The organism is Brevundimonas aurifodinae, from assembly GCF_040195595.1.
GTDB lineage: Bacteria > Pseudomonadota > Alphaproteobacteria > Caulobacterales > Caulobacteraceae > Brevundimonas > Brevundimonas aurifodinae.
Window position 1 is genome coordinate 137,692 of record NZ_JBEGDD010000001.1, and the last position, 24,766, is coordinate 162,457.

A 24,766-nucleotide genomic window follows, 5' to 3' on the forward strand; every position below is an offset into this window, starting at 1 on the left:
GCGCGCGCGAACCCCTTGCGCGCCGCGATCCCGCCACGAACATTGCAGGCGCGTAACATTATGAAATCACGCGGAGATTCATGACGGCGAAGTAACTAGGGAGCGTCGAGCGAGCTTGATACGGCGGCGATCGACAGGGCGCGCGTTGCGCCGGGGGCTGTACGCATGATCCGATTGAAGACCGTCCTGATGGCCGGCGCTGCCCTGGCCGCCGTCGGCGGGCCCGCCCTCGCCCAGACCGCCCCGGCGACGCCGGCCCCGCAGCAGACGGCGCCCGCCCCGCCGCCGGCGCAAGCGGAGCCGGAGCCCGACAGCGACACCGTCGCCGACGTCGTCGTCACGGCCCGGGCCGAGGATACCCGGACCTCGATCGACTCGGTCAGCTACAGCCTGGCCAACGACCTGCAGGCCACGACCGGCAGTCTGGCCGACGCGCTGCGCAACGTGCCGTCCGTCGATGTCGATCCCGAAGGCAATGTCTCGTTGAGGGGCGACGGCAACGTCACCATCCTGGTCGATGGACGCCCCTCGGGCATTCTATCGGGCGCCGGGCGGGGCCAGGCCATCCAGCAGCTGCCGGCCGACCAGTACGCCCGCATCGAGGTCATGACCAATCCGTCGGCGGCCTACAGCCCTGAGGGGTCCGGCGGCGTCATCAATCTGATCACCAAGTCGACGGCGCCGCGCCCGGGTCGCCAGACCACCGGCTCGATCCGCGCCAACGTCGGCGACGATGGCCGCTGGAACGCCGGGGCTTCGGGCTCGATCCAGGAGGACCGGCTGACCCTGTCGGGCGACGTCAGCTATCGCGCCGATCCGGTCAGTGTCTCGTTCGAGCGCATCCGGGAACAGTTCAACCCGACGACCGGCGCCCTGATCTCGACCTCGACGACCGATCAGGAGGTCGAGAACGACCAGTCGGGCGCCTTTGGCCGCGTCACCGCCGAATACCGCCTGACCGACAAGACCCAGCTGACCGGCGAACTGCGCGGCGTCGCCTTCTCGGGCGAGGGCGACGTGGTCGGCCTGTTCGAGACCCGTGACGCCGCCGGCACGCCCACCAGCCGCTATCGCCGCGACGGCTCGGTGGACTTCGACTTCGTGAACTGGGGGGCGACCGCCCGCCTGCTGCACCGCTTCGACGACGCGGGCCATGAGTGGTCCAACGAGCTGCGCTATGACGAGAACGGCAATGAATCCGGCGGCCTGACCCTGTCGCGCTTCGCCCTGCCGGTCACCCCCGACCTCTATGAGCTGACCGAGCAGCAGACCGACCAGACCACCCTGGGCCTGACCAGCGCCTATGTCCGGCCGTTCGCCGAAGGGGGGCAGCTGCGTCTCGGCTATGAGCTGAACATTCAGCAACCGGAACAGGACTTCGTCTTCTCGCGCGGCCCGTCCGAGGCGGGCCTGGCTGTGGTTCCGAACTTCTCCAACCGCTTCGAGGCCGAACAGACGGTCCACGCCTGGTACGCCACCTGGGAGCGCCCCCTGACCGAACAGTTCTCGGCCCAGCTGGGGCTGCGTCTGGAACAGGCCGAGGTGGAAATCACCGACCTGACCGGCGGCGTCTCGGCGAGCCAGGACTATTTCAAGGCCTATCCGACCGCCCACCTCCAGTACAAGCTGTCGGAAGCCCAGACCGTGCGCGCCAGCTATTCGCGGCGCATCCAGCGGCCCCAGCCCCAGCAGCTGAACCCCTTCGTGGCCTTCCAGGACCCGCTGAACCTGCGGTCCGGCAACCCGGACCTGGCCCCCCAGGAGACCGACGCCTTCGAGGTCATGTGGCAGCTGCGTCAGGGCCAGACCTTCTACATGGCCACCGCCTATCTGCGGGACACCTCGGGCGCCTTCACCGACGTCGCCCGCGACATCGGAGGCGGCGTTCTGCTGACCCGGCCCGAGAACCTGGGCTCGCGCCGTGACACGGGGGTCGAGGTCACCGCCAACGGCCGCTTCACCGAGACCCTGCGCTACAGCGGCGCCGTCAACCTGTTCCGCCAGGAGATCGATTCGACCGGCATCCCGGGCGGCGGCAACCGTGAGGGGACCTTCGCCAGCGGCCGGCTGAGCCTCAGCTGGCAGCCGACGACCGACGACTTCATCCAGGTCTCGGGCTTCTGGCAGGGCGAGCAGCTGCTGGCGCAGGGCACGCGCGAGGCGGGCGGCATGCTGAACATCGGCTATCGCAGGAAACTGACCGACCATCTGTCGTTCAACTTCACCGGCCGCGACGTGCTGGGCACCTTCAACAACGACACGGTGTTCGAGACCCCGGCCTTCCGCGAGCGGTTCAACCAGGACATCAACCTGACGGCCTTCTACATCGGCCTGACCTGGACGCTCGGCAACGCCCCCCGCCGCCAGCCGGAACAGTTCGACTTCTCGTCGGGTCCGACCGGGGGCTGATCCGCCTCAGGCGGCGTCGCGCAGGGGGGCCGCCGCCTCGAAAGCTTCGGGAAACCGCGTCCTCGCCCAGGCGGGATCATATTCCGCATGGTCGCGGTACCGTTTGATCCAGCGGTTGGCGTAGACGCCGATCGCCGGCGCGGGGTCCAGTGGGTCGAAGATGGCGTGGACGCAGGTCGCCGCGTCCAGCCCGATCCGGGCCAGTTTCCGGGCGGCCTCGACCGGCCCCACCGCCCCGTCCGCGAACCGCTTCATCATCAGGTTCAGGTCGCCCTTGGTCCAGACGTAGCGGACGTCCGTTCGCGCCGACCAAGGATCCGTCCAGCCGGCGATCCGCCGTCCCAGTGCCAGCTCCAGCCCCCAGACGCTGTGCGGCAGGCCGGCGTGCTCGGCGATCCGCGCCAGGCTGACGCGGGGATTGATCTCCATGAAGGTCAGGTCGCCCGAGCGCGGATCGACCACGAACTGGGCGCACCCGGTCGATGAGTAATCCAGGGCCCGAACCAGCCGCTCGACCCCCTCGCGCACGCGGGGCGTGGGCGCGACCGTGACGCCATAGGTGGTGTAGCCGGTGCCGTCGTGTTCGTGGGTCCGCGCCGCCCGGATCTCGACCGCTCCCAGCAGCCGCCCCCGGTCAGCGGTGAAGATGACGCTGTGGCGCGGCCCGGTGACATAGCGCTGCACGATCAGTTCGGGATGGATCTCGGGCCAGGCGGGCATCAGGGCCGCCAGCCTGGGCTCGTCCGGCACGATCAGCGCCTTTCGCCCGAACAGTTCGGCATCGACCACCGACGGCTTGACGATCACGGGAAAGCCGAGCGCCCGGGCGGCGGCCCGCGCCTCGGCAAGGCCCGTCACCCGCCGGAAGGGTGCCAGCGCCACGCCCAACCGCTCGCACAGGCGAAACAGGCCGGTCTTGTCCATACAGGCCGCGACAGTGACGGCCTCCGGCATGATCAGCCGCCCCCGCGCCTGAAACGCCGACCGGTGCCGCGACATCAGCCGCGAGCCCGCCTCGCTGACTGGCTGAATGGCTGTGACGCCGCCCCTCTGGTCCAGCCAGTCCAGGATCACGGGCAGGGCTTCGTCCGTGCCGGGTTCCAGCGGCGGATGGCGGAACGAACCGGCCAGATGCCGGGACCATTCCAGATAGTTCGACGACACCGACACGCCGGCGAACACCTGCGCCCCGGCCTTGTCCAGCGCCCTGGCCACTGGAAAGGCCATGCGGGCATCGCCGACCAGAAGGACGGAAGGCGCGGGCCGGGTTTCGAAACGGGACAAAAGGGGTCTCCTGGAGCGAGTTCGAGGCCGCCGCCGCAAGGGTCGTGCCCTTCGCTCTTGTGTCCCCCGCCCGACACGCCCACCTCATCGCGGAACCTGCGGCGCGGCGCTTGCAAGGCGGTCGAGACCGGCCTCAAGCAGCGAGGCGCCGCGCGCCGAGCGATAGGCCACCCGAATGAATCTCGACCTCTATTCCGACCGCGCCAAACAGGCCGTCCAGTCGGCCCAAACCCTGGCGCTTGCCAGAAAGCACCAGCAGTTCGCCCCCGAGCACCTGCTCAAGGTCCTCCTGGAAGAACGCGACGGCCTGGCGCGGAACCTCATCACCGCTGCCGGCGGCGATCCGGCCAAGGCCGCCGAGGGGGCCGAAGCCCTGCTGAAGAAGCGCCCCCAGGTCGAGAGCGCGACCGGCCAGCTCTATCTGGACGGTGCCACCGCCCGCGTCTTCGCGAAGGCCGAGGAGGCCGCCAAGAAGGCCGGCGACGCCTTCGTCACCACCGAACGCATCCTGTCGGCCATCGCCCGCGAAGGCGGCCCGGCCGGCGACGCCCTGAAAGCGTCGGGCGTCACCGCCGACAAGCTCGACGCCGCCGTCGCCGATGTCCGGAAGGGCAAGACCGCCGACTCCGCCGGGGCCGAGGACGCCTATGACGCCCTGAAACGCTATGCTCGTGACCTGACCCAGGCGGCGCGGGACCAGAAGATCGACCCCGTCATCGGCAGGGACGAGGAGATCCGCCGCACCATCCAGGTCCTGGCCCGGCGCACCAAGAACAACCCCGTCCTGATCGGCGAGCCCGGCGTCGGCAAGACCGCCATCGTCGAGGGCCTGGCGCTGCGCATCGTCAACGGCGACGTGCCCGAGAGCCTGAAGGACAAGACCGTCATGGCGCTCGACATGGGCTCCCTGATCGCCGGGGCGAAATACCGCGGCGAGTTCGAGGAACGGCTGAAGGCCGTGCTGGGCGAGGTCACGGCCGCGGAAGGCCAGATCATCCTCTTCATCGACGAGATGCACACCCTGGTCGGCGCAGGCAAAACGGATGGCGCCATGGACGCCTCCAACCTGCTGAAACCCGCCCTGGCCCGCGGCGAGCTGCACTGCGTCGGCGCCACGACGCTGGATGAATACCGCAAATATATCGAGAAGGACGCCGCCCTGGCCCGTCGCTTCCAGTCGGTCTTCATCGACGAGCCGTCGGTCGAGGACACCGTCTCCATCCTGCGCGGCCTCAAGGAGAAGTACGAGGTCCACCACGGGGTCCGTATCTCGGACAGCGCCATCGTCGCCGCCGCCACGCTGAGCAATCGCTACATCACCGACCGCTTCCTGCCCGACAAGGCCATCGACCTGATCGACGAGGCGGGGTCGCGCGTCCGCATGGCGGTCGACAGCAAGCCCGAGAGCCTGGACGAGATCGACCGCCGCCTGGTCCAGCTCAAGATCGAGCGCGAGGCCCTGAAGAAGGAGACCGACGCCGCCTCTCGCCAGCGGCTGGATCGCCTCGACGACGAGATCGTCGACCTCCAGACCCAGTCCGACGACCTGACCGCCCGCTGGAAGGCCGAGAAGGACAAGGTCGGCCAGGGTGCCCAGCTGCGCGAGACGCTCGACCGCCTGCGCGCCGAACTGGCGGCGGCCCAGAGGAACGGCGACCTTGGCCGCGCGTCGGAGATCGCCTATGGCCAGATCCCCCAGATCGAGAAACAGCTGGCACAGGCCGAGGCTGATGAGAACTCCGGCGGCGGCCCCCTGACGCCCGAGGTCGTCGACGCCGAACAGATCGCCGCCGTCGTCAGCCGCTGGACCGGCGTCCCCGTCGACAAGATGCTGGAGGGCGAGCGCGAGAAGCTGCTGTCGATGGAGGACGCCCTGCGTGGCCGGGTCGTCGGTCAGGACGCGGCGCTGGAGGCCGTCGCCGACGCCGTCCGCCGGGCGCGCGCGGGCCTGAACGACCCCAACCGGCCGCTTGGCAGTTTCCTGTTCCTGGGCCCCACCGGCGTCGGCAAGACCGAGCTGACCAAGGCGCTGGCCGCCTTCCTGTTCGACGACGAGACCGCCATCACCCGCATGGACATGTCGGAATACATGGAGAAGCACTCGGTCAGCCGCCTGATCGGCGCCCCTCCGGGCTATGTCGGCTATGACGAGGGCGGCGCCCTGACCGAGGCCGTGCGGCGGCGCCCCTATCAGGTCGTCCTGTTCGACGAGGTGGAAAAGGCCCACCCCGACGTCTTCAACGTCCTGCTGCAGGTGCTGGACGACGGCCGCCTGACGGACGGGCAAGGCCGCGTGGTCGACTTCAAGAACACCCTGCTGATCATGACCTCCAACCTCGGCTCGGCGGCGCTCGCCGATCAGGGCGAGGGCGACGACGTCGAGGCCGTGCGCCCCTTCGTCATGGAGGCCGTCCGCGCCCATTTCCGGCCCGAGTTCCTGAACCGCATCGACGAGATCATCCTGTTCCGGCGCCTGGGCCGCGACCAGATGGCCGGCATCGTCCGCATCCAGCTGGCCCGCCTGGAAAAGCTGATGGCCGACCGCCGGTTGACCCTGTCAATCGACGACGGCGCCCTCGCCTGGCTGGCGGACAAGGGCTACGACCCCGTCTACGGCGCGCGCCCTCTGAAGCGCGTGATTCAGAAGGACCTGGTCGACAGGGTGGCCAAGAAGCTGCTGGCCGGAGAGCTGGAGGACGGCTCGGTGATCGCCGTGTCAGCGGGCGCGGACGGGCTGGAAATCGGGAAGGCGCGGGTGCATTAGACGCCTACTCCAGACCGAGAGAAAGCGGCCAGCCTTCGCCAACCGGACGCATCGTTTCCCATCCAGCAGTGTGGTCAAGACACTCGAGGGCGCAGCCGTTGAAGTGTGCCCAGCCATCAAGCATTTGTCCGATTTTGTAGCGATCCGATGCGGCTATACCGTCTGCTCGCCAGATGCATAGTTCTGGAAAACCGGTTTGGCCATTCGGCAGTCTGAGCTCGTGTGATTCCATCGAAACCCATACGAAATCAATCTCATCGAGTGCGGGTTGCTCTGCTTGCAGAGCGTCTCGCACAGCATAGGCCGCGACTGAGGCTTCAATCTTCTGAGTGCTGTCCACGAGGATGATCGCTAGCCCCGCTGACTGTGGAAGGCTGAGCTTTTCTCGCGTTGCGGCGACCTGGGGATTCGCTTGCTGAAGCAGCTTCCGGATGGGACGCCCGCCAATTTTTACTAGCTGTCTATTGGCTTCTAACCCGCCGGGACGTTCTGCGAAGATGCGGTGGACGCCGACCGTTCCAAAAACCACAGCCCTTGGCTCTTTTCTCAGTTCCTCGATGACTAGGCGGCTCATGCGTGCCGCTGGGTAGCCGTGCACAGCCTTCATTTCGGCAATGAAAGCTCGATTCCACAACAGATAGTCAGCGATCTGTCCCTGACCGTGGAAAGCGGAAAACACCTTGCTATCTAGAGGCTCTGTTCCGTCGCCTGACTTGAGGAACGATTTCATTCTCGCTTCCAGCGTCGTGGATCGAGCCGTTGTCGATGGGCGAACAAAGACAAGGATCTGACAATCGCCTTTGATCTCCATAGTCCCTGATTACGTTGCCTTCCCTCTTTCGTCATCCTCCGGCAAGCCGCGCCTTCGCGGGGCAGACTGGGGGACGCAGCGGCGCGCGGGAGCGCGAAACTGTCGCGGACGCAGACGGCTGACATCGTGCCTGAACAGATCGCCTTCGGCGCCGCTGCGTCCCCCGGTCTCCGCTGCGCTTCGCCGGAGGATGACGAGAGGAAGGGGTGCGGATAGGTTGTGCGGATGGGGACGCACCGGACCTTCATCGCGACCTACATCATGGCCAGCGGGCGGAACGGCTGGGTCTATATCGGGTCGAGTTCGAACCTCCACGCGCGGGTCTGGCATCACAAGACCGGCGCCCATCCGGACGGCTACTCCGCCGAGCACGGCTGCGTTCACCTGGTCTGGTACGAGCAGCATCAGTGGGTCGTCGAGGCGATCCGGCGCGAACGGCGGCTGAAGAAATGGAACCGCGACTGGAAGCTCAAGCTGATCGAGGACGCCAATCCCGAATGGCTGGACCTCGCGGCCGACTGGTACCCCGTCAACGATCCGAACTGGACCCCACCGCCCGAAGACGACTGAGACCCCCACGTCTCCACGAGGGCCTCTGGTCTCCACGCCGTCGCTTCGCGGCGCCCTTCCCCCGCTGGGAGAAGGCGGATGCTGCAGTCGGCGTGAGCCGTCGCGTGGTCCGTCCAACCAGGCTGTCCCGCGCCGGTTCGGTCAGCCGCCGCCTGTGTCACGGTGCGCGGTCGGGCCCATCCTAGCGCCGCGTCTCGGGGTGGAAGAAGCCGTGGATGCGTTCGGCCAGGGCGCGATTGATGCCTTCGACCTTCTCCAGATCGACGACCGAGGCCCGCCCCACCCCCTTGGCCGAGCCGAAGGCGTGCAGCAGGGCGCGCTTGCGGCCCGGGCCGACGCCCTCGATCTCGTCCAGCGGGTTCTTCTTGATGTCCATGGAGCGGCGCCTGGCGTGGGCCCCGTTGGCGAAGCGGTGGGCCTCGTCGCGCAGGCGCTGGATGTAGTAGAGGGCCGGCGATTTCAGCGGCAGCATGAAGGGTGGCTTGCCGGGCGCGAAGAACCGCTCCAGCCCGGCGTCCCGGTCCGGCCCCTTGGCCACGCCGATGGCCAGGATGTCGTCCAGCCCCAGATCGGCCAGCACCGCCTGGACCTCGGCCAGCTGCCCCGCCCCGCCGTCGATCAGCAGCAGGTCGGGGCGCATTACTTCCTCGGTGCCTTCCTCCTCGTCCCTGACCAGGCGGGAGAAGCGCCGGCGCATGACCTCGCGCATCATGCCGTAGTCGTCGCCGGGGGCCAGGTCCGTGTCCTTGATGTTGAACTTTCGGTACTGCGACTTCTGGAAGCCCTCCGGCCCCGCCACGATCATGCCGCCGACAGCGTTCGAGCCCTGAATGTGGGCGTTGTCATAGACCTCGATCCGCTCGGGCCGGCTCTCCAGACCGAAGGCCTCGCAGACTTCATCCAGGATTTTGCCCTGGGCCGAGCCCTCGGCCATCTTGCGACCCAGGGCCTCTCGGGCATTGGTCAGGGCGTGGTCGACCAGGCCCTTGCGGTCGCCGCGCATCGGTCGCTCGATCGAAACGACCCGGCGGCCGTCGACCAGCCGCGCCTTCATCGAAAAGGCCTCTTCCAGCAGTTCCAGCTCATGCGGGCGGACGTTGGACAGAATCAGGCGGGGGACGGGCTTGTCCTCGTAGAACTGGCCCAGGAAGGCGGCGAGGATCTCCGGGTCGGTATCCGACTTGTCCACGCGCGGGAAATAGGCCCGGCCGCCCCAGTTCTGGCCCGAGCGATAGAAAAACACCTGAACGCAGGCCTGGCCGCCCTCCGAGAACAGGGCAAAGACGTCGGCCTCGGCCACGCCGTCGGCGTTGACGGAGTTTTCCATGGCGATGGCCGACAGGGCGCGGATGCGGTCGCGCACGCGGGCGGCCTGTTCGAAGTCCATGCGCTCGGCGGCCTCGGTCATCTCCTGCGACAGGCGGCCGATGACGGCGCGCGACTTCCCGCGCAGGAACAGCGAGGCCTCCTCGACCAGGTCGCCGTAGTCCTCCAGGCTGATCAGGCCGGTGCAGGGGGCGGAGCAGCGTTTGATCTGATGCAGCATGCAGGGCCGCGTGCGGGTCTCGTAGACACTGTCCGAGCACGACCGCAGCAGGAAGGCCTTCTGCAGGGTCGTCAGGGTGCGGTTGACCGCCCAGGTCGAGGCGAAGGGGCCGAAATAGTCGCCGTCGGTGGTGTGGGCGCCGCGATGCTTTCGGACCTGGGGCGCGCGGTGGTCCTTTCGGATCATCAGTTCGGCGAAGGATTTATCGTCGCGCAGCACCACGTTGAACCGGGGCTTCAGCTTCTTGATGAAGTTGGATTCCAGCAGCAGCGCCTCGGTCTCCGACGCCGTGACCACCAGCTCCATCGACCGGGTCAGGGACACCATCAGGCCGATGCGCTGGGTGTGGAACCGGCCCTGGGCGTACTGGAGGATGCGCTTCTTGATGGACTTGGCCTTGCCGACGTACAGGCAGGTCCCGTCCTCGCCATACATGCGATAGACGCCGGGCTTGTCGGGCGCACGCCGGGCCTCGTCGCGGATCAGGTCGGCGGCGACCAGCGGCAGGCTGGTTTCAAGGGTGGGCGGCTCCGGGGTCATCGGATGCAATATAGGGGGGCCGTCGGCCGCGTCACGCGCCGGATGGCGGGCTTTCGCGTTGACTCCTCGGGCCCTGCCGTCTATGTCGCCGCTCTTCGCCCGCGGGGTCACCCGGCGGGCGCATTCTTTTTCGCGTTAAGCCGAGGCCTCAATATGTACGCGGTGATCAAAACCGGCGGCAAGCAGTACCGGGTTCAACCGGGCGACACCATCGTGGTCGAGAAGCTCGCCGGCGAGGCGGGCGACGTCCTGAGCCTGGGCAGCGTCCTGATGCTGGGCGGCGACAAGGGCGTGACCGTCGGCGCGCCCCTGATCGACGGTGCCTCGGTGGCCGCGACCCTGATCGAGACCCGCAAGGGCGAGAAGATCAAGATCTTCAAGAAGACCCGCCGCCAGGGCTATCGCCGCACGAACGGCCATCGCCAGATGGAATCGGTCCTGCGCATCACCGGCATCGAAGGCGCCGGCGAGAAGGCCAAGTGGGACGGCAAGGTCGAGCTGATGACCAAGGCCGAGATCAACGCCCGCGCCCGAGGCCTGGCTCCCCGCGTGGAAGCCGCCCCGGTCGAGGCCGAGGCTCCCAAGGCCGCCGCCAAGAAGGCTCCGGCCAAGAAGGCCGCGCCCAAGACCGAAACCGCCGCTTCGACCGACGAAGCCTAAGATCAGTACGAGAACGGGAGCCTTCCCATGGCACACAAGAAATCCGGTGGTTCGTCGCGCAACGGTCGCGACTCCGAGTCCAAGCGCCTGGGCGTGAAGAAGTTCGGCGGCGAGCGCGTGCTGGCCGGCAACATCCTGGTCCGCCAGCGCGGCACCACCTTCCACCCCGGTGAGAACGTCGGCCTGGGCCGCGACCACACCCTGTTCGCCACGGCCCACGGCTCGGTGAAATTCACCACCAAACGTGGCGGCCGTTGTTACGTCTCGATTCTTCCGGCGAACGACGACCAGCAGGCGCTCGCCGCCGAGTAACGCGAAACCGGCCTTCGGATCGCGTTGCTCCTCTCAAGGACTGCAGCCGATCCGGACCAAGGGAAATATTCCGCGGGGAGTCTGGATCACCAGGCTCCCCGTTCGCGTTCCCCGCCTCGACGTCCGCCCGAGCCCTCCCCCAAGGAGGCGGACACGTCATCAGGCGAGGCGGCCCATGTGCGTGATCGAAACCTCTCCGGTTCTGGAGACGCGGCGGCTGTTGCTGCGCGCCCCCGGACCTCTGGACGTCCCCGCGATCGCGCGGCTGGCCAACGACCCCGACATCGCGCGGATGACCTGCCGCATGCCGCATCCCTTTGGCCAGGGCGACGCCGAGGCCTTCGTGGCCCAGGTCGCGGGACAGGATCCGGCGCGGGCCAACACCTTCCTGATCGAGCACGAGGATCTGGGGCCCGTCGGCGTCCTGGGCCTGTTCGAGGACGGCGAGGGTCGGCTGGAACGCAGCGCGCCCGAGACCGGCTACTGGATCGGGCGGCCCTTCTGGGGGCGGGGTTTCGCCACCGAGGCCCTGGAAGGGGCCTTGGTCTGGGCGGGCAAGCGGTGGAAGCGCCGGGCCCTGCTGGCCGGCCATTTCGCCGATAATCCGGCGTCGGGTCGGGTGCTGGAAAAGGCGGGGTTTCTCTATACCGGCGAGACCAAGAAGCGGTTCAGCCGAGCCCGGGGCGGACCGGTGGACACGCGGATGATGGTCTGGCTGGCGTGAGCGCGAAGCCGCGACCTGAGAACGGCTTGCAAGTGAGGTGATGACGCTATAATGCGACGCGTTCTCATTCGCACTGTCGAGCGTCCCCATGTTCCGCACCGCCCTCCTCGCCGCCGCCTCCAGTCTCGCCCTGACCGGCGGGGCCTCCGCCCAGGACGGCGAGGCGGCGCAACTGGAGGAGGTGATCGTCACCGGCTCGCAGGTCACCCTGACCTCGCCCTATCCGGGCGGACAGGTGGCGCGTGGCGGCCGGGTCGGGCTGTTCGGCAATCTGGAGACGCTGGACACCCCGTTTGTCTTTACCGCTTACACCGAGGAACTGGCGAGGAACCAGCAGGCCCGCAGCGTCGGCGACGTGCTTCAGAACGATCCGGCCGTGCGGGTGTCCAAGGGGTTCGGCAACTTTCAGGAGCTGTACGTCATCCGGGGCTTCCCGGTGTTCTCGGACGACATGACCCTGAACGGGCTGTACGGCATCCTGCCGCGGCAGTTCGTGGCGGCCGAGTTCCTGGAGCGGGTCGAGGTCTTCCACGGTGCGACCGCCTTCCTGAACGGGGCGGCGGCGGGCGGCAGCGGCATCGGCGGGGCCTTCAACCTGACGCCCAAGCGTGCGCCGAACGCGCCCCTCACCCGGCTGACCGCGGGGCTGGAGGGGGCGAGCGAGCTCTATCTGGCCGCCGACGTGGCCCGTCGCTTCGGCCTGGGCGGTGAATACGGGGCGCGGCTGAACCTGGTCCGCCGCGACGGCGAGGCCGGGATCGAGGACGAGGAGCGCAAGCTGACGGCCATCGGCGTGGGGCTGGACCGGCGCGGGGACCGCGCGCGGTTCTCGGCCGACGTCGGCTATCAGGACCACCGCATCGATGCGCCGCGCCCGACGGTGACGCCCTCCGGCGCCGTGCCGCGCGCGCCGGACGCCGAGGCGAACGTCGCCCAGCCCTGGACCTTCACCGACGAGCGTCAGCTGTTCGGCGTGGCGCGCGGCGAGTTCGACCTGTCCGACACCGTCACCGCCTGGGCCGCGATCGGCGGGCGGCGCGGCGAGGAGGAGAACCGCCTGGCCAACCCCACGGCCGCCCCGAATGGCTCGCTGAGCGCCTATCGCTTCGACAACACGCGCGAGGACACGGTGTGGTCCGGCGACGTCGGCGTGCGCGCCGAGATCACCACGGGCGGGGTCGATCACCGGCTGGTGGCCTCGGCTTCCCAGGTCCGGTCGCGGTCCGAAAACGCCTATACCTTCTCCAGCTTCGCGGGCTTTGCCAGCGACCTGTACAATCCCGTCGACGTCGCCCCGCCGGCGGCGGACTTCTTCGTCGGTGGCGACCTGGACGATCCCGGCGTGACCGAGCGAGTCGACAACGCGAGTTTTGCCGTCGCAGATATGATGAGCGTCCTCGACGGCCGGCTGCTGGCCACCGTGGGCGTGCGTCACCAGACGATCGAGACCCGGTCCTATGATTACAACACCGGTGCTCCGTTGTCGGCCTATGAGGGCGACGCGACGACGCCGGTCTTCGCCGTGATCTATAAACCCAGCGAGTTCATCTCGGTCTTCGCCAACTACGCCGAGGCCCTGGTGCCCGGCCAGATCGCCCCAGCGGTCAGCGGCGGGGTGCCGGTGACCAATGCAGGCGAGGCCCTGGCCCCCTTCCGGGGCGAGCAGATCGAGGCAGGTCTGAAATACGACGTCGGCCGGTTCGGCGGGGCCGTCAGCCTGTTCCGCATCACCCAGCCCAGCGCCTTCGTCGAGAACGGCGTGTTCGGCGCCAACGGCGAGCAGGAGAACACCGGGCTGGAAGTGTCCTGGTACGGAGAGCCGCGCGAAGGTCTGCGCCTGATCGGGGGCTGGACCTGGCTGGACGCGGAACTGACTCGGACTTCGGGCGGGGCCCTGGACGGCCGTCGCCCGATCGGCACGCCCGAGTGGCAGGCCAACGTCAACGTCGAATGGGACGTGCCCCAGGTCGAGGGCCTGACGCTGGAAGGCCGGGTCGTCTACACTGGCGAGCAGCCGGTCGATGCGGCCAATGCGGTCGAGCTGGACGCCTGGACGCGGCTGGACGCGGGCGCGCGCTACGGCTTCGAGGTCGCTGGCCGTCCGCTGACCGTCCGGGCCCGGATCGAAAACCTGACGGACGAGAACCAGTGGGTCGCCGTGGGCGGATTTCCCGGGGCCAACTATCTGACGCTGGGGGCCCCGCGCACCCTGCGGTTCGCGGTATCGACGGAGTTCTGATCGGGATGAAGCCCGACACGATCCGCGCCTGGTCGGTCGTCCACACCTGGTCGAGCCTGATCTCGACCCTGTTCCTGCTGATGCTGTGCCTCACCGGCCTGCCGCTGGTGTTCAGCCACGAGCTGAACCACTGGCTGCTGGACGAACCGTGGCAACCGGCCCGGCCGGGCGAGGTCCTGAGCCTGGACGCGGTCATGACCACGGCGCTGGCGCGTCATCCCGGCGACGTGCCCGCCTTCCTCAGCTTCGACGAGGACCGGCCGGTGGTGAACGTCACCAGCCGCGCGCCGGACGCGCCGGCGGGTCAGTATAATTTCCAGCCGATCGACCGGACCAGCGGCGAGGCCGCGCCCCTGGTGGCGGGTCACCCCTTGGTCGAGTTCCTGCTCCAGCTGCACACCGACATGTTCCTGGGCCTGCCGGGGATGCTGTTCCTGGGCCTGATGGGGCTGATGCTGGTGGCGGCGACGGTGTCGGGCATCGTACTCTACGCCCCCTTCATGCGCCGGCTGCCCTACGGGACGCTGAGGCTCAACAGGACGGCGCGGACCCGCTGGCTGGACTGGCACAATCTGGCGGGGGCGACGACGGCGGCCTGGGTGCTGGTGGTGGGGCTGACGGGGGTGGTGAACACCCTGGCGACGCCGATCCTGGCGGTGTGGAAGGACACGGCCCTGGCCGATCTGGCGCGGACCTATGGCGCGCCCGCGCCGGTGGGCCAGCGCGCCTCGCTGGACGCGGCGGTCGAGCGGGCGAGGGCGGCCCTGCCCGGCAGGACCCTGCAGTTCGTCGCCTTTCCGGGCACGGAATATACGACCGATCACCACTATGCCGTCTTCTTCCACGGCGACACGCCCCTGACCCGGCACCTGACCACGCCGGCCCTGATCGATGTGCGGACGGGTCAGCTGGCGGCGGTGGCCGAGCCGCCCTGGTATGTGACGACGCTGGGCCTGTCCCAGCCGCTGCATTTCGGCGACTATGGCGGGATGGGCCTGAAGCTGGTGTGGGCGACGCTGGACCTGATCACCATCGTGATCCTGGGGTCGGGGCTGTATCTGTGGATCGCGCGGCGCAGGCGCGGGCGGGCATGAAGACCCACCGCCAGAGCCTGATCGAGGTCTTCGCCCGGCCCCTGGTCTTGTTCGTCGTGGGCCTGACCGGGCTGGTCGGAGCGCTGCTGGCCGACGGCCTGTGGGACGGCCTGGGCGCGGCCCTTGTGGGCACGGCGGTCGTGGCGATCGTCTGGGCCCGGATCCGGGCCTCGAAAGCCTAGGCGCCCTCCCGCTCCAAGAACCGCAGGGCGCTCAGCACATGCGCGCGGACGCCGACGACCAGGACGTCCTCGTTGACGTCGAACTGGGGCGAATGGTTCGGCGGGGCCATGGCCGGATCGACGCCGTCGGCGGTGCCGCCCAGGTGATAGAAGACGCCAGGCACCTCGGTCTGGAAATAGGAGAAGTCCTCGGCCACCGTCGTCGCCGGGGTGGCCGGATTGACATTGGCCTCACCCGCCGCCTCGGCCAGCACCGGGGCCAGCCAGGCCGAGAGGGGCGCGTCGTTGTAGACCAGGGCGGCGTTCTCGGTGACGGAGAACTCGGCCGTGGCCCCATAGGCCTGGGCGACATGGCCGATAGCCGCCTCGGCACGCTCCACAAGGGCGGCGCGCTGGTCGCGGTCGAAGGTGCGCAATGTGCCCGACATCGCCGCCGTTTCCGGGATGATGTTGTAGCGGACGCCTGCGTCCACCGTGGCGATGGTGAAGACGGTGGGGGTGGTGGTCGGGTCGACCGTGCGGGCCGTCAGGGTGTTGACCGTCTGGATCACATTGGCGGCCACGGCGATGACGTCGATGCCGCGCCAGGGCCAGGCCCCGTGGGTCTGGCGACCGGTCAGGGTGATGTCGACGCGGTCCGACGCGGCCATGAAGCCTTCGGGGCGATAGAAGATGGTGCCGGGGCGACCCGGCACGACGTGCAGGCCGAAGATGGCCTCGACCTTGGGATCCTCCAGCGCGCCGGCCTGGATCATCAGCCGCGCCCCGCCCAGTTCCTCTCCGGGAGGAACGCCCTCCTCGGCGGGCTGGAACAGGAAGACGATGGTGCCGGAGAACCGCTCCTTCATCTCGCTGAGGATTTCGGCGGCCCCCAGCAGCATGGCGACGTGGGCGTCATGGCCGCACGCGTGGGCGACCGGCACGGTCTGACCCAGATAGGTGCCGGTGGCGGTCGAGGCGAAGGGCAGACCCGTGGCCTCCAGCACCGGCAGGGCGTCCATGTCGGCCCGGAGCGCCACGACCCGCTGCGGCCCCTCACCCGTGCCGCGCAGGACGCCGACGACGCCCGTGCGCCCCACGCCCTCGCGCACCTCGTCGAAGCCGAAACCGCGCAGCCGCTCGGCGACGAACGCGGCGGTGCGGGTCTCGGCAAGGCCCAGCTCCGGGTTCTGGTGCAGGTCGCGGCGCCAGGCGATGACGTCGGCGTGGACGCCGTCCGCCGCGGCGCGGACCTCGTCGGCGGTGACCGTCTGGGCCAGGGCCGGAGCGGCCGTCAGCGCCATCAGCGCGGCGAGGGTGGCGATGCGGATCATGTCGGAGCCCCTGAATGAACGTGCCGATGATGGGCTGGGGCGTCACGCCGACGCAAGCCGCTTGCGGATCGACCCGACGCAGCCGATGTCTCGGCCATGGCCATCAAGACCTCGAAGACCCGCTGGAAGGACGTCGTCCTGGTCTGCAGGAAATGCCAGAAGAAGCTGGACGGCGGCTTCGGCCCCGACGGCGACAAGACGCTGAAGAAGGCGCTGAAGAAATATCTCAGGCCGGGCGACGGCAAGGGCCGAAAGGCCGAGCTGGCCGTGATCGAGACAGGCTGTTTCGATATCTGCCCCAAGGGCGCGGTGATCGCGGTCAATGCGATGGAGCCCAAGCAGATGCTGATCGTGCCGGCCGGCGCCGACCTGTTCGAGGTCAAGGCGCGGCTGGGCCTGGACGACGGGCGGCGGTTGAAGGCCACGCTGAGGGTGGTGGAGTAGGCGAAATCCTCCCCCGTTGGGGGCTTGCGGTCGGCTCGTATACGAGCCGATCCTCAAGAATCCGGAGCGAAGCGGAGGAGACGGAGGGGGCCTCGACCAGACGTCGCCATTCGCGGTGGGCCCCCACCACCACTTCGTGGTCCCCCTCCCCCAATGGGGGAGGATTGGAGTATCTCTGCCCCATGTCCCCCACCTCGCCTGCCTTCGTGATCCTGTTCGTCGTCAGCCTGATCGCGGCGGCGGGAAACATGGGGCTGCAGTCGGTGCTGCCGAACATCGGGCGGGCGTTCGGTCTGGCCGACACCTTGGTGGCCGCCGCCTTCGCCATCTCGGCCCTGATGTGGACCGTGGCTTCGCCGTTCTGGGCGCGGCTGTCGGACCGGGCGGGGAGGAAGAACGTCATCCTGATCGGCCTCACCGGCTTCGTCGTGTCCATGGCTGGGTTCGGCCTGGGCGCCACCTTCGGGCTGGAGGGCTGGCTGGCCCCGATCACGGCCTTTGTGCTGATGGCGGTGGCGCGCACCGTTTATGGCGTGCTCGGCTCGGCCGCGCCCATCGCGTCCCAGGCCTATGTGGCCGACCGGACCAGCCCCGGGCAGCGCACCCAGGCCATGTCGCTGCTGGCCTCGGCCCAGGGCCTGGGCACGGTGGTCGGGCCGGTGCTGTCGCCCTTCCTGGTCCTGCCGATCGTGGGTCTGGCGGGACCCATGTACGCCTTTGCCCTGATCGGGCTGATCGTCCTGTTGGTCGTGTGGAAGAAGCTGCCGTCCGGCGACGTGGCGCGCCGGCCGACCGCGCGGGGGAGTGATGCCGGCAAGGGGCTCTGGCGCGACCCGAGAGTTCGTGACTTCCTGCTGTACGGCCTCTTGGTCACCAGCGCCCAGGCGGTGAACATCGCCGTCCTGGGCTTTCACATCATCGATGAGATGGCCGAGACCGGACTGCCCGCCGGTCAGGCCCAGGCCTTCATCGGGGTGGCCATGTTCGCGGGCGCCGCGGCGACCCTGATGGTCCAGTGGGGGCTGATCCCGCTCTTGAAGATGCAGCCGCTGGCCCTGATGCGGTGGGGGGCGGGGCTGGCCCTGGCGGGCAATCTGCTGAGCATGGTCGCGCCCGGCTATTTCGGCGTGGTCGTGGGCTATGCCGCCGTGTCGATGGGCGTCGGCTTCGCGCGGCCGGGCTTCACCGCGGGGTCGTCCCTGGCGGTGGGGCCGCATGAACAGGGGGCTGTGGCCGGACTGATGATGTCGCTGGCGGGGCTCAGCTTCCTGGTGCCGCCGGTGGCTGGGGTGGCCCTGTACGGCCTGGGCGAGGCCGCGCCGTTCGGGGCGAACGCCCTGCTGCTGGCCGCCGCCACGGTGATGGCCCTGTTCAGCGCGACCCTGCGCCGCGACCCCAATCCGCTGAGCATCGACACACCGTCCCCCGAGACGCCGCCCGCCTCCCAGCCCGGGCCGGAAGGCGGCCGCTGAGCCGCGACCAACGGCCCGGCTTGCATCGCGCCCGCCGGATTGCGACATCGCTGGCATGAGCATCTTCAGGATCGAGAAGCGGGTGGGCGTGCGCGAGAGCGCCGAGCGGATCTGGGGCGTGATCGCCGACCTGCCGGGCTGGGACCGCTGGAATCCGGTCGAAACCCAGGTCGAGGGCCGGATCGGTTTCGGCGGCGCCCTGACCCTGACCGAGGCGATCCCCGACCTGGGCGAACGGCGCGCAACCCTGGCGGTCGGCGAATGGCAGCCCGAGGCGCAGTTGATCCTCAGCGAGAAGCGGGGCTGGCTGTTCAACGTCCTGCGCTATTACGAGATCGAGCAGCTGGACACGCGCAGCTGCATCGTCTCGAACGGCTTCATCTTCTCGGGATTCAGAGGCGAGGGCTTTCACGAGAAGAACCGGCTGGTGCTGCGCCGGGCGTGCGAGGCGGTGGCCGAGGGCTTGCGGGCAGAGGCCGAGCGGGGCTGAGGCTTCTCGCGCGCCGCCCGGGCGATCAGTTCGAGGCCGTGGCCTGCTGGCCGTCGGGCGTCTTCATCTGATCCTGGATCTGGATGATGGCCGGGCCCAGGATGACGACGAACAGCACCGGCAGGAAGAACAGGATCATCGGCACGGTCAGCTGGGCCGGCAGGGCCGCGGCCTTCTTCTCCGCGGCCGACAGGCGCAGCTCGCGGTTCTCCTTGGCCATGGTCCGCAGCGCCGAGGCCAGGGGCGTGCCGTACTGCTCGGCCTGGACCATGGCGGTGGCGACGGCGCGGACGCCGGGGTGGTTGGTTCGCTTGGCCAGGCCCTCATAGGCCATGCGGCGCTCGGGCAGATAGCTGAGCTCGGCCGAAAGCAAGGCCAGTTCCTCGGCCAGTTCGACCGAGTTGGTGCCGATTTCCTGGCTGACCTTCACGATCGCGGCCTCGATCGACATGCCGGCCTCGACGCAGATCAGCAGCAGGTCGAGCGCGTCGGGAAACCCCTGCATGATCGACTGGCGGCGCTTGGTGATCCGGTTCTGGATGAACAGGTTGGGTCCATAGAATCCCAGCACCGTCGCGCCCATGATCATCGGCAGCTTGGTGATCGGCGGCAGGCCGAAGTCGTTGATGAAGAACAGGTAGATGGCGCTGAACAGCAGAAAGAAGATCGGCGTGGCGAAGCGGAAGAAGTAGAAGGTCGTGACCGGGCGCGGCCCGCGAAAGCCGGCCTGGCTCATCTGTTCTGCGACCTTGGGGTCCTCCAGCAGCTTGGACAGGTTCAGCCGGTCGACGATGCGCTTCTTGAAGCCGTCGTCGGTGTGGCGCAGCCCGCCCTGACCACCCGCGATGGCGGCGCGCGAGCGGCGCTTCAGCTCGTCGCGGCGGGTCGAGACGGCCTGCATCCGCTTGTCCAGCTGCACACCGCCCGTCATCGCGCTGAGCAGGGTCATCAGGGTGGCGAACACCAGCACGCCCACGGCGAGGCTGAGCAGGTTCCTGGGTTCGACGATGGCTTCGATCAGGCCCATGTCCGGTTCCTAGATCTTGAACGAGATCATGCGCTTCATCACGAAGATGCCGAGGCCCATCCAGATGGCGGACCCCAGAAGCATGATCTGTCCCCGGATATCGGTGAACATCAGCGCCATATAGGCGGGCGTCGTCAGGCCCACGAGGGCCATGACCACGGGCGGCAGAGAGCCGATGATCCCGGCCGAGGCCAGGGCCTCGGACGACAGGGCCTTGACCTTCTCGCGCATCATGCGCCGGGCACGGAGCACCGCCGACAGATTGCCCAGCGCCTCGGCCAGGTTGCCGCCGGTCTTCTGCTGAATGGCGATGACGATGGTGAAGAACTTCAGTTCCGGCGTCGGAATGCGCTCGTACATCTTCTCCAGCGCCTGGGGCAGGGTCAGGCCGACGCCCAGCCCCTCGACCAGTTTGGTGAACTCGGGCCCAAGGGGCGCGGGGCTCTCCTTGGCGATGATCTTGAAGCAGTCGTGGACCGGCAGGCCCGACTTGATGCCGCGCACGATGACGTCGACGGCGTTGGGGAACTCCAGGCCGAACTTCTTCATCCGGCCGGTGCCGATGAAGCCGACGATCCAGCGCGGCAGGCCGATGCCGGCCACCAGGCCCGCGCCCAGGGCGACGAAGATGTTCAGGCCGAAGACGAAGGCGACCAGGGTCGCGACCAAGGCCAGGCCGCCGCTGATGATCCAGAAGGTCCGGATGCTGATCGTCAAGCCGGCGTGCCGGAGACGCGCGGCCATGGTCATGCGGGCCTTGCGCTCCTTGCGCTCGGCCTCCTTCAGCTGGGTCTCGATGGCCTTGCGCCGGGCCTCCGGGGTGTTGGCCTCGGTCTTGGCGGCCTTGACGCGGGCCGCCTTGGACTGGCCCATGCCCATGGCCTCGGCGCGCTTGACCGCCTGGGCCGAGGAATCGTCTCCGCCGACGAAGACCCAGCCCAGTCCGCCGATGGTGATGAAGGCCAGGATGGCGGCGAGAACGGGCAGCATCGTCTCTACTCCGCCGCGTCCAGGGCCTCGGCCAGCTCGCGCTCCAGGCCGTAGTAGCGGGCGCGGTCCCAGAAGCGGGGGCGGGCGATGCCGGTCGAGCGGTGACGGCCGACGATCTTGCCGTTCTCGTCCTCGCCGGTGATCTCGTAGACGAACAGGTCCTGGGTCACGATCACGTCGCCTTCCAGACCGACGACCTCGGTGATGTGGGTGATGCGGCGCGAGCCATCGCGCAGGCGCGCCGCCTGGATGATGACGTCCACCGAGCCGACGATCATCTCACGGATGGTCTTGGACGGCAGGCCGTAGCCGCCCATGGTGATCATCGATTCCATCCGGCTGATGGCTTCGCGCGGGCTGTTGGCGTGCAGCGTGCCCATGGAGCCGTCGTGGCCGGTGTTCATGGCCTGGAGCAGGTCGAAGGCTTCGGGGCCGCGCACCTCGCCGACGATGATCCGTTCGGGGCGCATCCGCAGGCAGTTCTTGACCAGGTCGCGCATGGTGATCATGCCCTGACCTTCCAGGTTCGGCGGCCGGGTCTCCAGACGCACGACGTGGGGCTGCTGCAGCTGCAGTTCGGCGGCGTCCTCGCAGGTGATGACGCGTTCGGTCGGGTCGATGAAGGCCGTCAGGGTGTTCAGCAGGGTGGTCTTGCCCGAGCCCGTGCCGCCCGAGATCACGAGGTTGCATCGGCAGGCGCCGATGACGCCCAGGACGCGGGCCCCTTCCGGACTGATGGAGGCGTACTCCACCAGGTTCTTCATCGTCAGCTTGTCTTTCTTGAACTTCCGGATGGTCAGGGTCGCGCCGTCGATCGCCAGCGGCGGGGCGATGACGTTGACGCGCGAACCATCCGGCAGGCGGGCGTCGCAGATGGGCGAGCTCTCGTCGACGCGGCGGCCGACCTGGGACACGATCCGCTGACAGATGTTCATCAGCTGGGCGTTGTCGCGGAAACGGACGTTGGTCAGCTGGACCTTGCCGTTGACCTCGATGAAGACGCGGCCGGCACCGTTGACCATGATGTCGGCGATGTCGTCGCGGCTCAGCAGGGGCTCCAGCGGGCCGTAGCCGAGGACGTCGTTGACGATGTCCTGGACCAGATGCTCCTGCTCGGCGACCGACATGGAGACGTTCTTGATCGCCACCAGTTCGGCGACGATGTCGCGGATTTCCTCTGACGCGGCCTTGGTGTCCAGCTGGGCCAGCTGGGCCAGGTCGATGGTGTTCATCAGCGCGTTGAAGATGGTCGTCTTCGTGGCGTGGTAATAATCGCTCTGTTCTCGGACGATCTCGGCGACCGCCTGGGCTTTCTTCAGCTGCTCGAAGCCCGGCGTGGCCTTGGGGCCCGGTCCAGCCGAGGCGCCCGGGGGCGGGGCGGGCTTTGGCTTGGGCCGGGAGGCCAGGGCGTCCAGACGGTCGGCGGCGGGCGAGGTACCGGCCGAGGCGGGGCGGCCGCCGCGCGCGAAACCGCCCTCGGAAGGCCCGGTCTCGGCGGTATAGGAGAACGCCTGTGTCTGCTGGCCCTGCGCCGGCTGGGGCGGGGCCATGGGCTCGGGCGAGACGAATGCGGTGGTCTCAGGCGCAGGCGCGGCAGCAGGCGCGGGCCGGGGGGCCGTCTCCACGCCCCCGCCGGGCTGGGCTGTGCGCTTGCCGAACACCGATCAGGCCTTCTTCTTGAACAGGCCCGAGAACAGGGACTTGCTCTCGCCCTTGGGGGCCTTCCCGGGCGCGGCGAGCTGCGGCAGCTCGCGCCGCGACACGATCTGGGCCAGCAGCTGGAAGGCCTCGGCCGCCTTGGACTTGGCGCCGGCGTCCAGAATCATCTGGCCGTTGTTGGCCGCCGCGCCGAACAGCTTGGCGTCGAACGGGATCGACAGGCTGGGATGAACCCCCAGGGCCGAGCCGAAATCCTTGGCCGGGATCTCGGGCCGTCCCGGCACGCCGACCTGGTTCAACACCAGCCGCGGAGGCGCGTCGTTCGGCCGACCCGAGCGGATCAGGTCGATCATGTTCTTGGCATTGCGCAGCGACGCCAGGTCCGGCGTGGCCACCACCACCACCTCATCGGCGGCGATCAGGGTGCGGCGCATCCAGCCGGTCCAGATGTGCGGGAGATCCAGCACGATGAAGGGCGCCGTGCCCCGGATCTGGGTCGTGACCTCCTCGAACGCCTCGGGGCTGATGTCCCAGTCGGTGTCCAGGGTGGCGGGCGCGGCGAACAGCGACAGCTTGTCGGTGCAGCGGACCATCATCCGGTCCAGAAGCACCGGATCCAGACGATCGGGCTGGCCCAAGGCATCCGCGACGCCGGACAGCGGATCCTGGTTGAAGTCCAGGCCGGCGGTGCCGAACGGCAGGTCATAATCGACGATGACCGTGTTGGCTCCGATCTTCTCGGACATGGCGTAGGCGGTGTTGTGCGCCACCGACGACGAGCCCGCGCCGCCGCGCGCCCCTACGAAGGCGATGGACCGGCCGACGAAGGGCTGGGCGGGGTCGGAGAACAGCCCACCGATGGCGGCGATCAGTTGCAGCGGCTGAACGGGCGCGACCAGATATTCGCTGACGCCGCGCTTCATCAGTTCCCGGAACAGGATGATGTCGTTGGTGGCGCCGATCACCACGACCTTGGTGCCGGCGTCGCAGACCTCGGCCAGGCGATCGACCTGCCACAGCAGGGCACCCGGGTCCTGCATGCATTCCACGATGATCAGCGGCGGGGTCGGCTCGTGGTTGTAGGCGTCGACGGCGGCCGGGACGCCGCCGACCCGGATCTGGGTGGTGGCCCGGGCCATGCGCCGGTCCTGTCCGGCCCGCTCGGCCGCCGCCAGTGTATCCTGACGCTCGGCGAAGACGTGGATGGCGATGCGCGGAATGGTGACTTCGTTCTGCAGCCCGGACTGGAAGGCGTGGGGCGCGATCGCCGCCGAGGCGCCCGCAACCAGATCGCCGACCGGATTGTAGCCGGCCCCGGCGGGCAGCCCCCCCTGGGCCACGGGCAGGCCGCCCGGATGGGCGACCACAGATCCCCCCGGCATCGCGGGGGCTTGACTGGGATCATGGCCGCCGGGCGCGGTGAATTGCAGCGGCTCGCGCGGGTTTATGTCGCCGTCCGCCAGGGGCGCGGGCGTGGGAACGACGTCCAGTTCGGCGTCGAACTCGTCGTCCAGCGGGTCATAGGGTCGCGAGGCGAACGCATTCGTCATCAGCCGTCAGTCCACAGCATCCGAAACCTGACCGTTCTCGAGCAGGGTTTCGATGACAGCCGCCGTCTGTTCTCCCTGGCGGTATTTGTCGAGCACGACCGCGCGCCGACCGGAGTCGGGCGGGGTCATGGCGCGCGGCGTCGTGATGTCGCGCGGATTGGCGATCTGCGCCGCCAGATTGGCGTTCACAGAGCAGCCGAAGTTGGAATGGCCGGCATTGTTGGCGGTGCGCGCCAGATTGGTCCACTCCGTGCCGCACCGGGGCACCGACGCCCGCACGGTGTCGAAGCCGACCAGGACCGGCGCGCGCGGGTCGGGCGCGATATAGGTGACGACCTGGACCTGATGTCCGGGGACGCCGGCGGCCTCGAGCGCGTTCCTGACGCTCCAGGCCATCTCGCCGGCCACGGGGTCGTCGCCGGAGGGCGCCTCGACCCGCAGCACGGGCGCGCCCTCGGCCGAAAAGCGATAGGCGAAGTCCTGGAGCGCCCGGGCCTGATTGGCCGACGGACCCGCGTCGTGGACCGCCAGGGCGATGCGTTCGACGCCCGGCTCGACCGCCAGGGCGTAGCGCGACGTCGGGGTCAGGGGCACGGGTCCGGTGCCTTCGGCGGGCAGGCCGACGCAGCCGGACAGGGCGGCGGCGCAGACGGCGGCGAGCATCAGGGTGCGGATCATCGGGGCGC

At 68.7% G+C, this 24,766-nt stretch carries 21 protein-coding genes; 12 read left to right on the forward strand and 9 right to left on the reverse strand.

Going from position 1 to position 24,766, the window contains the following annotated elements; translation table 11 throughout:
- The first annotated feature begins 165 nt into the window (after positions 1 to 165).
- Positions 166 to 2,409 (forward strand): TonB-dependent receptor domain-containing protein, encoded by a 2,244-nt coding sequence (locus tag ABN401_RS00750; RefSeq protein WP_349682899.1) that lies wholly within the window; start codon positions 166 to 168, stop codon positions 2,407 to 2,409.
- Positions 2,410 to 2,415: 6 nt separating this feature from the next.
- On the opposite strand, the gene ABN401_RS00755 is transcribed toward ABN401_RS00750, so the two are convergent.
- A complete protein-coding gene (locus ABN401_RS00755; protein WP_349682900.1) occupies positions 2,416 to 3,693 on the reverse strand; it encodes an ATP-binding protein in 1,278 nt (425 codons plus the stop codon).
- A gap of 175 nt (positions 3,694 to 3,868) precedes the next feature.
- On the opposite strand from ABN401_RS00755, the gene clpB reads away from it, so the two are divergent.
- The gene (clpB, locus tag ABN401_RS00760; RefSeq protein ID WP_349682901.1) at positions 3,869 to 6,457 is read left to right on the forward strand and encodes an ATP-dependent chaperone ClpB; all 2,589 of its coding nucleotides are present in this window, start codon (positions 3,869 to 3,871) and stop codon (positions 6,455 to 6,457) included.
- A 4-nt stretch (positions 6,458 to 6,461) separates the two neighbouring features.
- Here clpB and ABN401_RS00765 read toward each other — a convergent pair whose 3' ends face one another.
- The gene (locus ABN401_RS00765) at positions 6,462 to 7,187 is read right to left on the reverse strand and encodes a hypothetical protein (protein WP_349682902.1); all 726 of its coding nucleotides are present in this window, start codon (positions 7,185 to 7,187) and stop codon (positions 6,462 to 6,464) included.
- A 306-nt stretch (positions 7,188 to 7,493) separates the two neighbouring features.
- On the opposite strand from ABN401_RS00765, the gene ABN401_RS00770 reads away from it, so the two are divergent.
- Complete coding sequence (locus tag ABN401_RS00770) at positions 7,494 to 7,838, forward strand: GIY-YIG nuclease family protein (protein ID WP_349682903.1); 345 nt, start codon at positions 7,494 to 7,496, stop codon at positions 7,836 to 7,838.
- A gap of 181 nt (positions 7,839 to 8,019) precedes the next feature.
- Here ABN401_RS00770 and uvrC read toward each other — a convergent pair whose 3' ends face one another.
- Positions 8,020 to 9,924 (reverse strand): excinuclease ABC subunit UvrC, encoded by a 1,905-nt coding sequence (gene uvrC, locus ABN401_RS00775; RefSeq protein WP_349682904.1) that lies wholly within the window; start codon positions 9,922 to 9,924, stop codon positions 8,020 to 8,022.
- Positions 9,925 to 10,077: 153 nt separating this feature from the next.
- Here uvrC and rplU point away from each other — a divergent pair, with 153 nt between their 5' ends.
- The 6 genes from rplU to ABN401_RS00805 all read left to right on the forward strand — a co-directional run bounded on the left by rplU (position 10,078) and on the right by ABN401_RS00805 (position 15,135).
- Positions 10,078 to 10,584: a 50S ribosomal protein L21 gene (gene rplU / locus ABN401_RS00780; RefSeq protein ID WP_349682905.1), complete on the forward strand. Its 507-nt coding sequence runs from the start codon at positions 10,078 to 10,080 to the stop codon at positions 10,582 to 10,584.
- Between the two features lie 27 nt (positions 10,585 to 10,611).
- A complete protein-coding gene (rpmA, locus tag ABN401_RS00785) occupies positions 10,612 to 10,896 on the forward strand; it encodes a 50S ribosomal protein L27 (RefSeq protein ID WP_349682906.1) in 285 nt (94 codons plus the stop codon).
- 175 nt (positions 10,897 to 11,071) lie between these two features.
- Entirely contained in the window at positions 11,072 to 11,620 is a 549-nt protein-coding gene (locus ABN401_RS00790) for a GNAT family N-acetyltransferase (RefSeq protein WP_349682907.1), read from the forward strand.
- Positions 11,621 to 11,708: 88 nt separating this feature from the next.
- Positions 11,709 to 13,859, forward strand: coding sequence for a TonB-dependent receptor (locus tag ABN401_RS00795; protein ID WP_349682908.1), 2,151 nt, complete (start codon positions 11,709 to 11,711; stop codon positions 13,857 to 13,859).
- Positions 13,860 to 13,864: 5 nt separating this feature from the next.
- Positions 13,865 to 14,953, forward strand: a complete 1,089-nt coding sequence (locus ABN401_RS00800; RefSeq protein ID WP_349682909.1) for a PepSY-associated TM helix domain-containing protein — start codon at positions 13,865 to 13,867, stop codon at positions 14,951 to 14,953.
- Positions 14,950 to 15,135: a hypothetical protein gene (locus ABN401_RS00805; RefSeq protein WP_349682910.1), complete on the forward strand. Its 186-nt coding sequence runs from the start codon at positions 14,950 to 14,952 to the stop codon at positions 15,133 to 15,135. The genes ABN401_RS00800 and ABN401_RS00805 overlap by 4 nt, the downstream gene beginning before the upstream one ends.
- Here the strand turns inward: ABN401_RS00805 and ABN401_RS00810 are convergent.
- On the reverse strand, positions 15,132 to 16,448 hold the full coding sequence (locus ABN401_RS00810; RefSeq protein ID WP_349682911.1) for an amidohydrolase: 1,317 nt from the start codon (positions 16,446 to 16,448) through the stop codon (positions 15,132 to 15,134). The genes ABN401_RS00805 and ABN401_RS00810 overlap by 4 nt on opposite strands.
- Before the next feature lie 96 nt (positions 16,449 to 16,544).
- Between ABN401_RS00810 and ABN401_RS00815 the strand changes: the two genes are divergently transcribed.
- The 3 genes from ABN401_RS00815 (at position 16,545) to ABN401_RS00825 (ending at position 18,854) form a co-directional block, all read left to right on the forward strand.
- A complete protein-coding gene (locus ABN401_RS00815; protein WP_349682912.1) occupies positions 16,545 to 16,892 on the forward strand; it encodes a hypothetical protein in 348 nt (115 codons plus the stop codon).
- 182 nt (positions 16,893 to 17,074) lie between these two features.
- Entirely contained in the window at positions 17,075 to 18,364 is a 1,290-nt protein-coding gene (locus ABN401_RS00820) for an MFS transporter (protein ID WP_349682913.1), read from the forward strand.
- A gap of 55 nt (positions 18,365 to 18,419) precedes the next feature.
- The gene (locus tag ABN401_RS00825; protein ID WP_349682914.1) at positions 18,420 to 18,854 is read left to right on the forward strand and encodes an SRPBCC family protein; all 435 of its coding nucleotides are present in this window, start codon (positions 18,420 to 18,422) and stop codon (positions 18,852 to 18,854) included.
- 25 nt (positions 18,855 to 18,879) lie between these two features.
- On the opposite strand, the gene ABN401_RS00830 is transcribed toward ABN401_RS00825, so the two are convergent.
- Genes ABN401_RS00830 through ABN401_RS00850 form a run of 5 tightly spaced genes read right to left on the reverse strand, consistent with a single transcriptional unit; the run spans position 18,880 to position 24,758 of the window.
- On the reverse strand, positions 18,880 to 19,881 hold the full coding sequence (locus ABN401_RS00830; RefSeq protein ID WP_349682915.1) for a type II secretion system F family protein: 1,002 nt from the start codon (positions 19,879 to 19,881) through the stop codon (positions 18,880 to 18,882).
- A 9-nt stretch (positions 19,882 to 19,890) separates the two neighbouring features.
- Positions 19,891 to 20,871, reverse strand: coding sequence for a type II secretion system F family protein (locus ABN401_RS00835; RefSeq protein ID WP_349682916.1), 981 nt, complete (start codon positions 20,869 to 20,871; stop codon positions 19,891 to 19,893).
- 5 nt (positions 20,872 to 20,876) lie between these two features.
- A complete protein-coding gene (locus tag ABN401_RS00840) occupies positions 20,877 to 22,532 on the reverse strand; it encodes a TadA family conjugal transfer-associated ATPase (protein ID WP_349682917.1) in 1,656 nt (551 codons plus the stop codon).
- Positions 22,533 to 22,535: 3 nt separating this feature from the next.
- On the reverse strand, positions 22,536 to 24,080 hold the full coding sequence (locus tag ABN401_RS00845; RefSeq protein ID WP_349682918.1) for a CpaE/TadZ family protein: 1,545 nt from the start codon (positions 24,078 to 24,080) through the stop codon (positions 22,536 to 22,538).
- A gap of 6 nt (positions 24,081 to 24,086) precedes the next feature.
- Positions 24,087 to 24,758 (reverse strand): CpaD family pilus assembly protein, encoded by a 672-nt coding sequence (locus ABN401_RS00850; protein ID WP_349682919.1) that lies wholly within the window; start codon positions 24,756 to 24,758, stop codon positions 24,087 to 24,089.
- Positions 24,759 to 24,766: the final 8 nt, after the last annotated feature.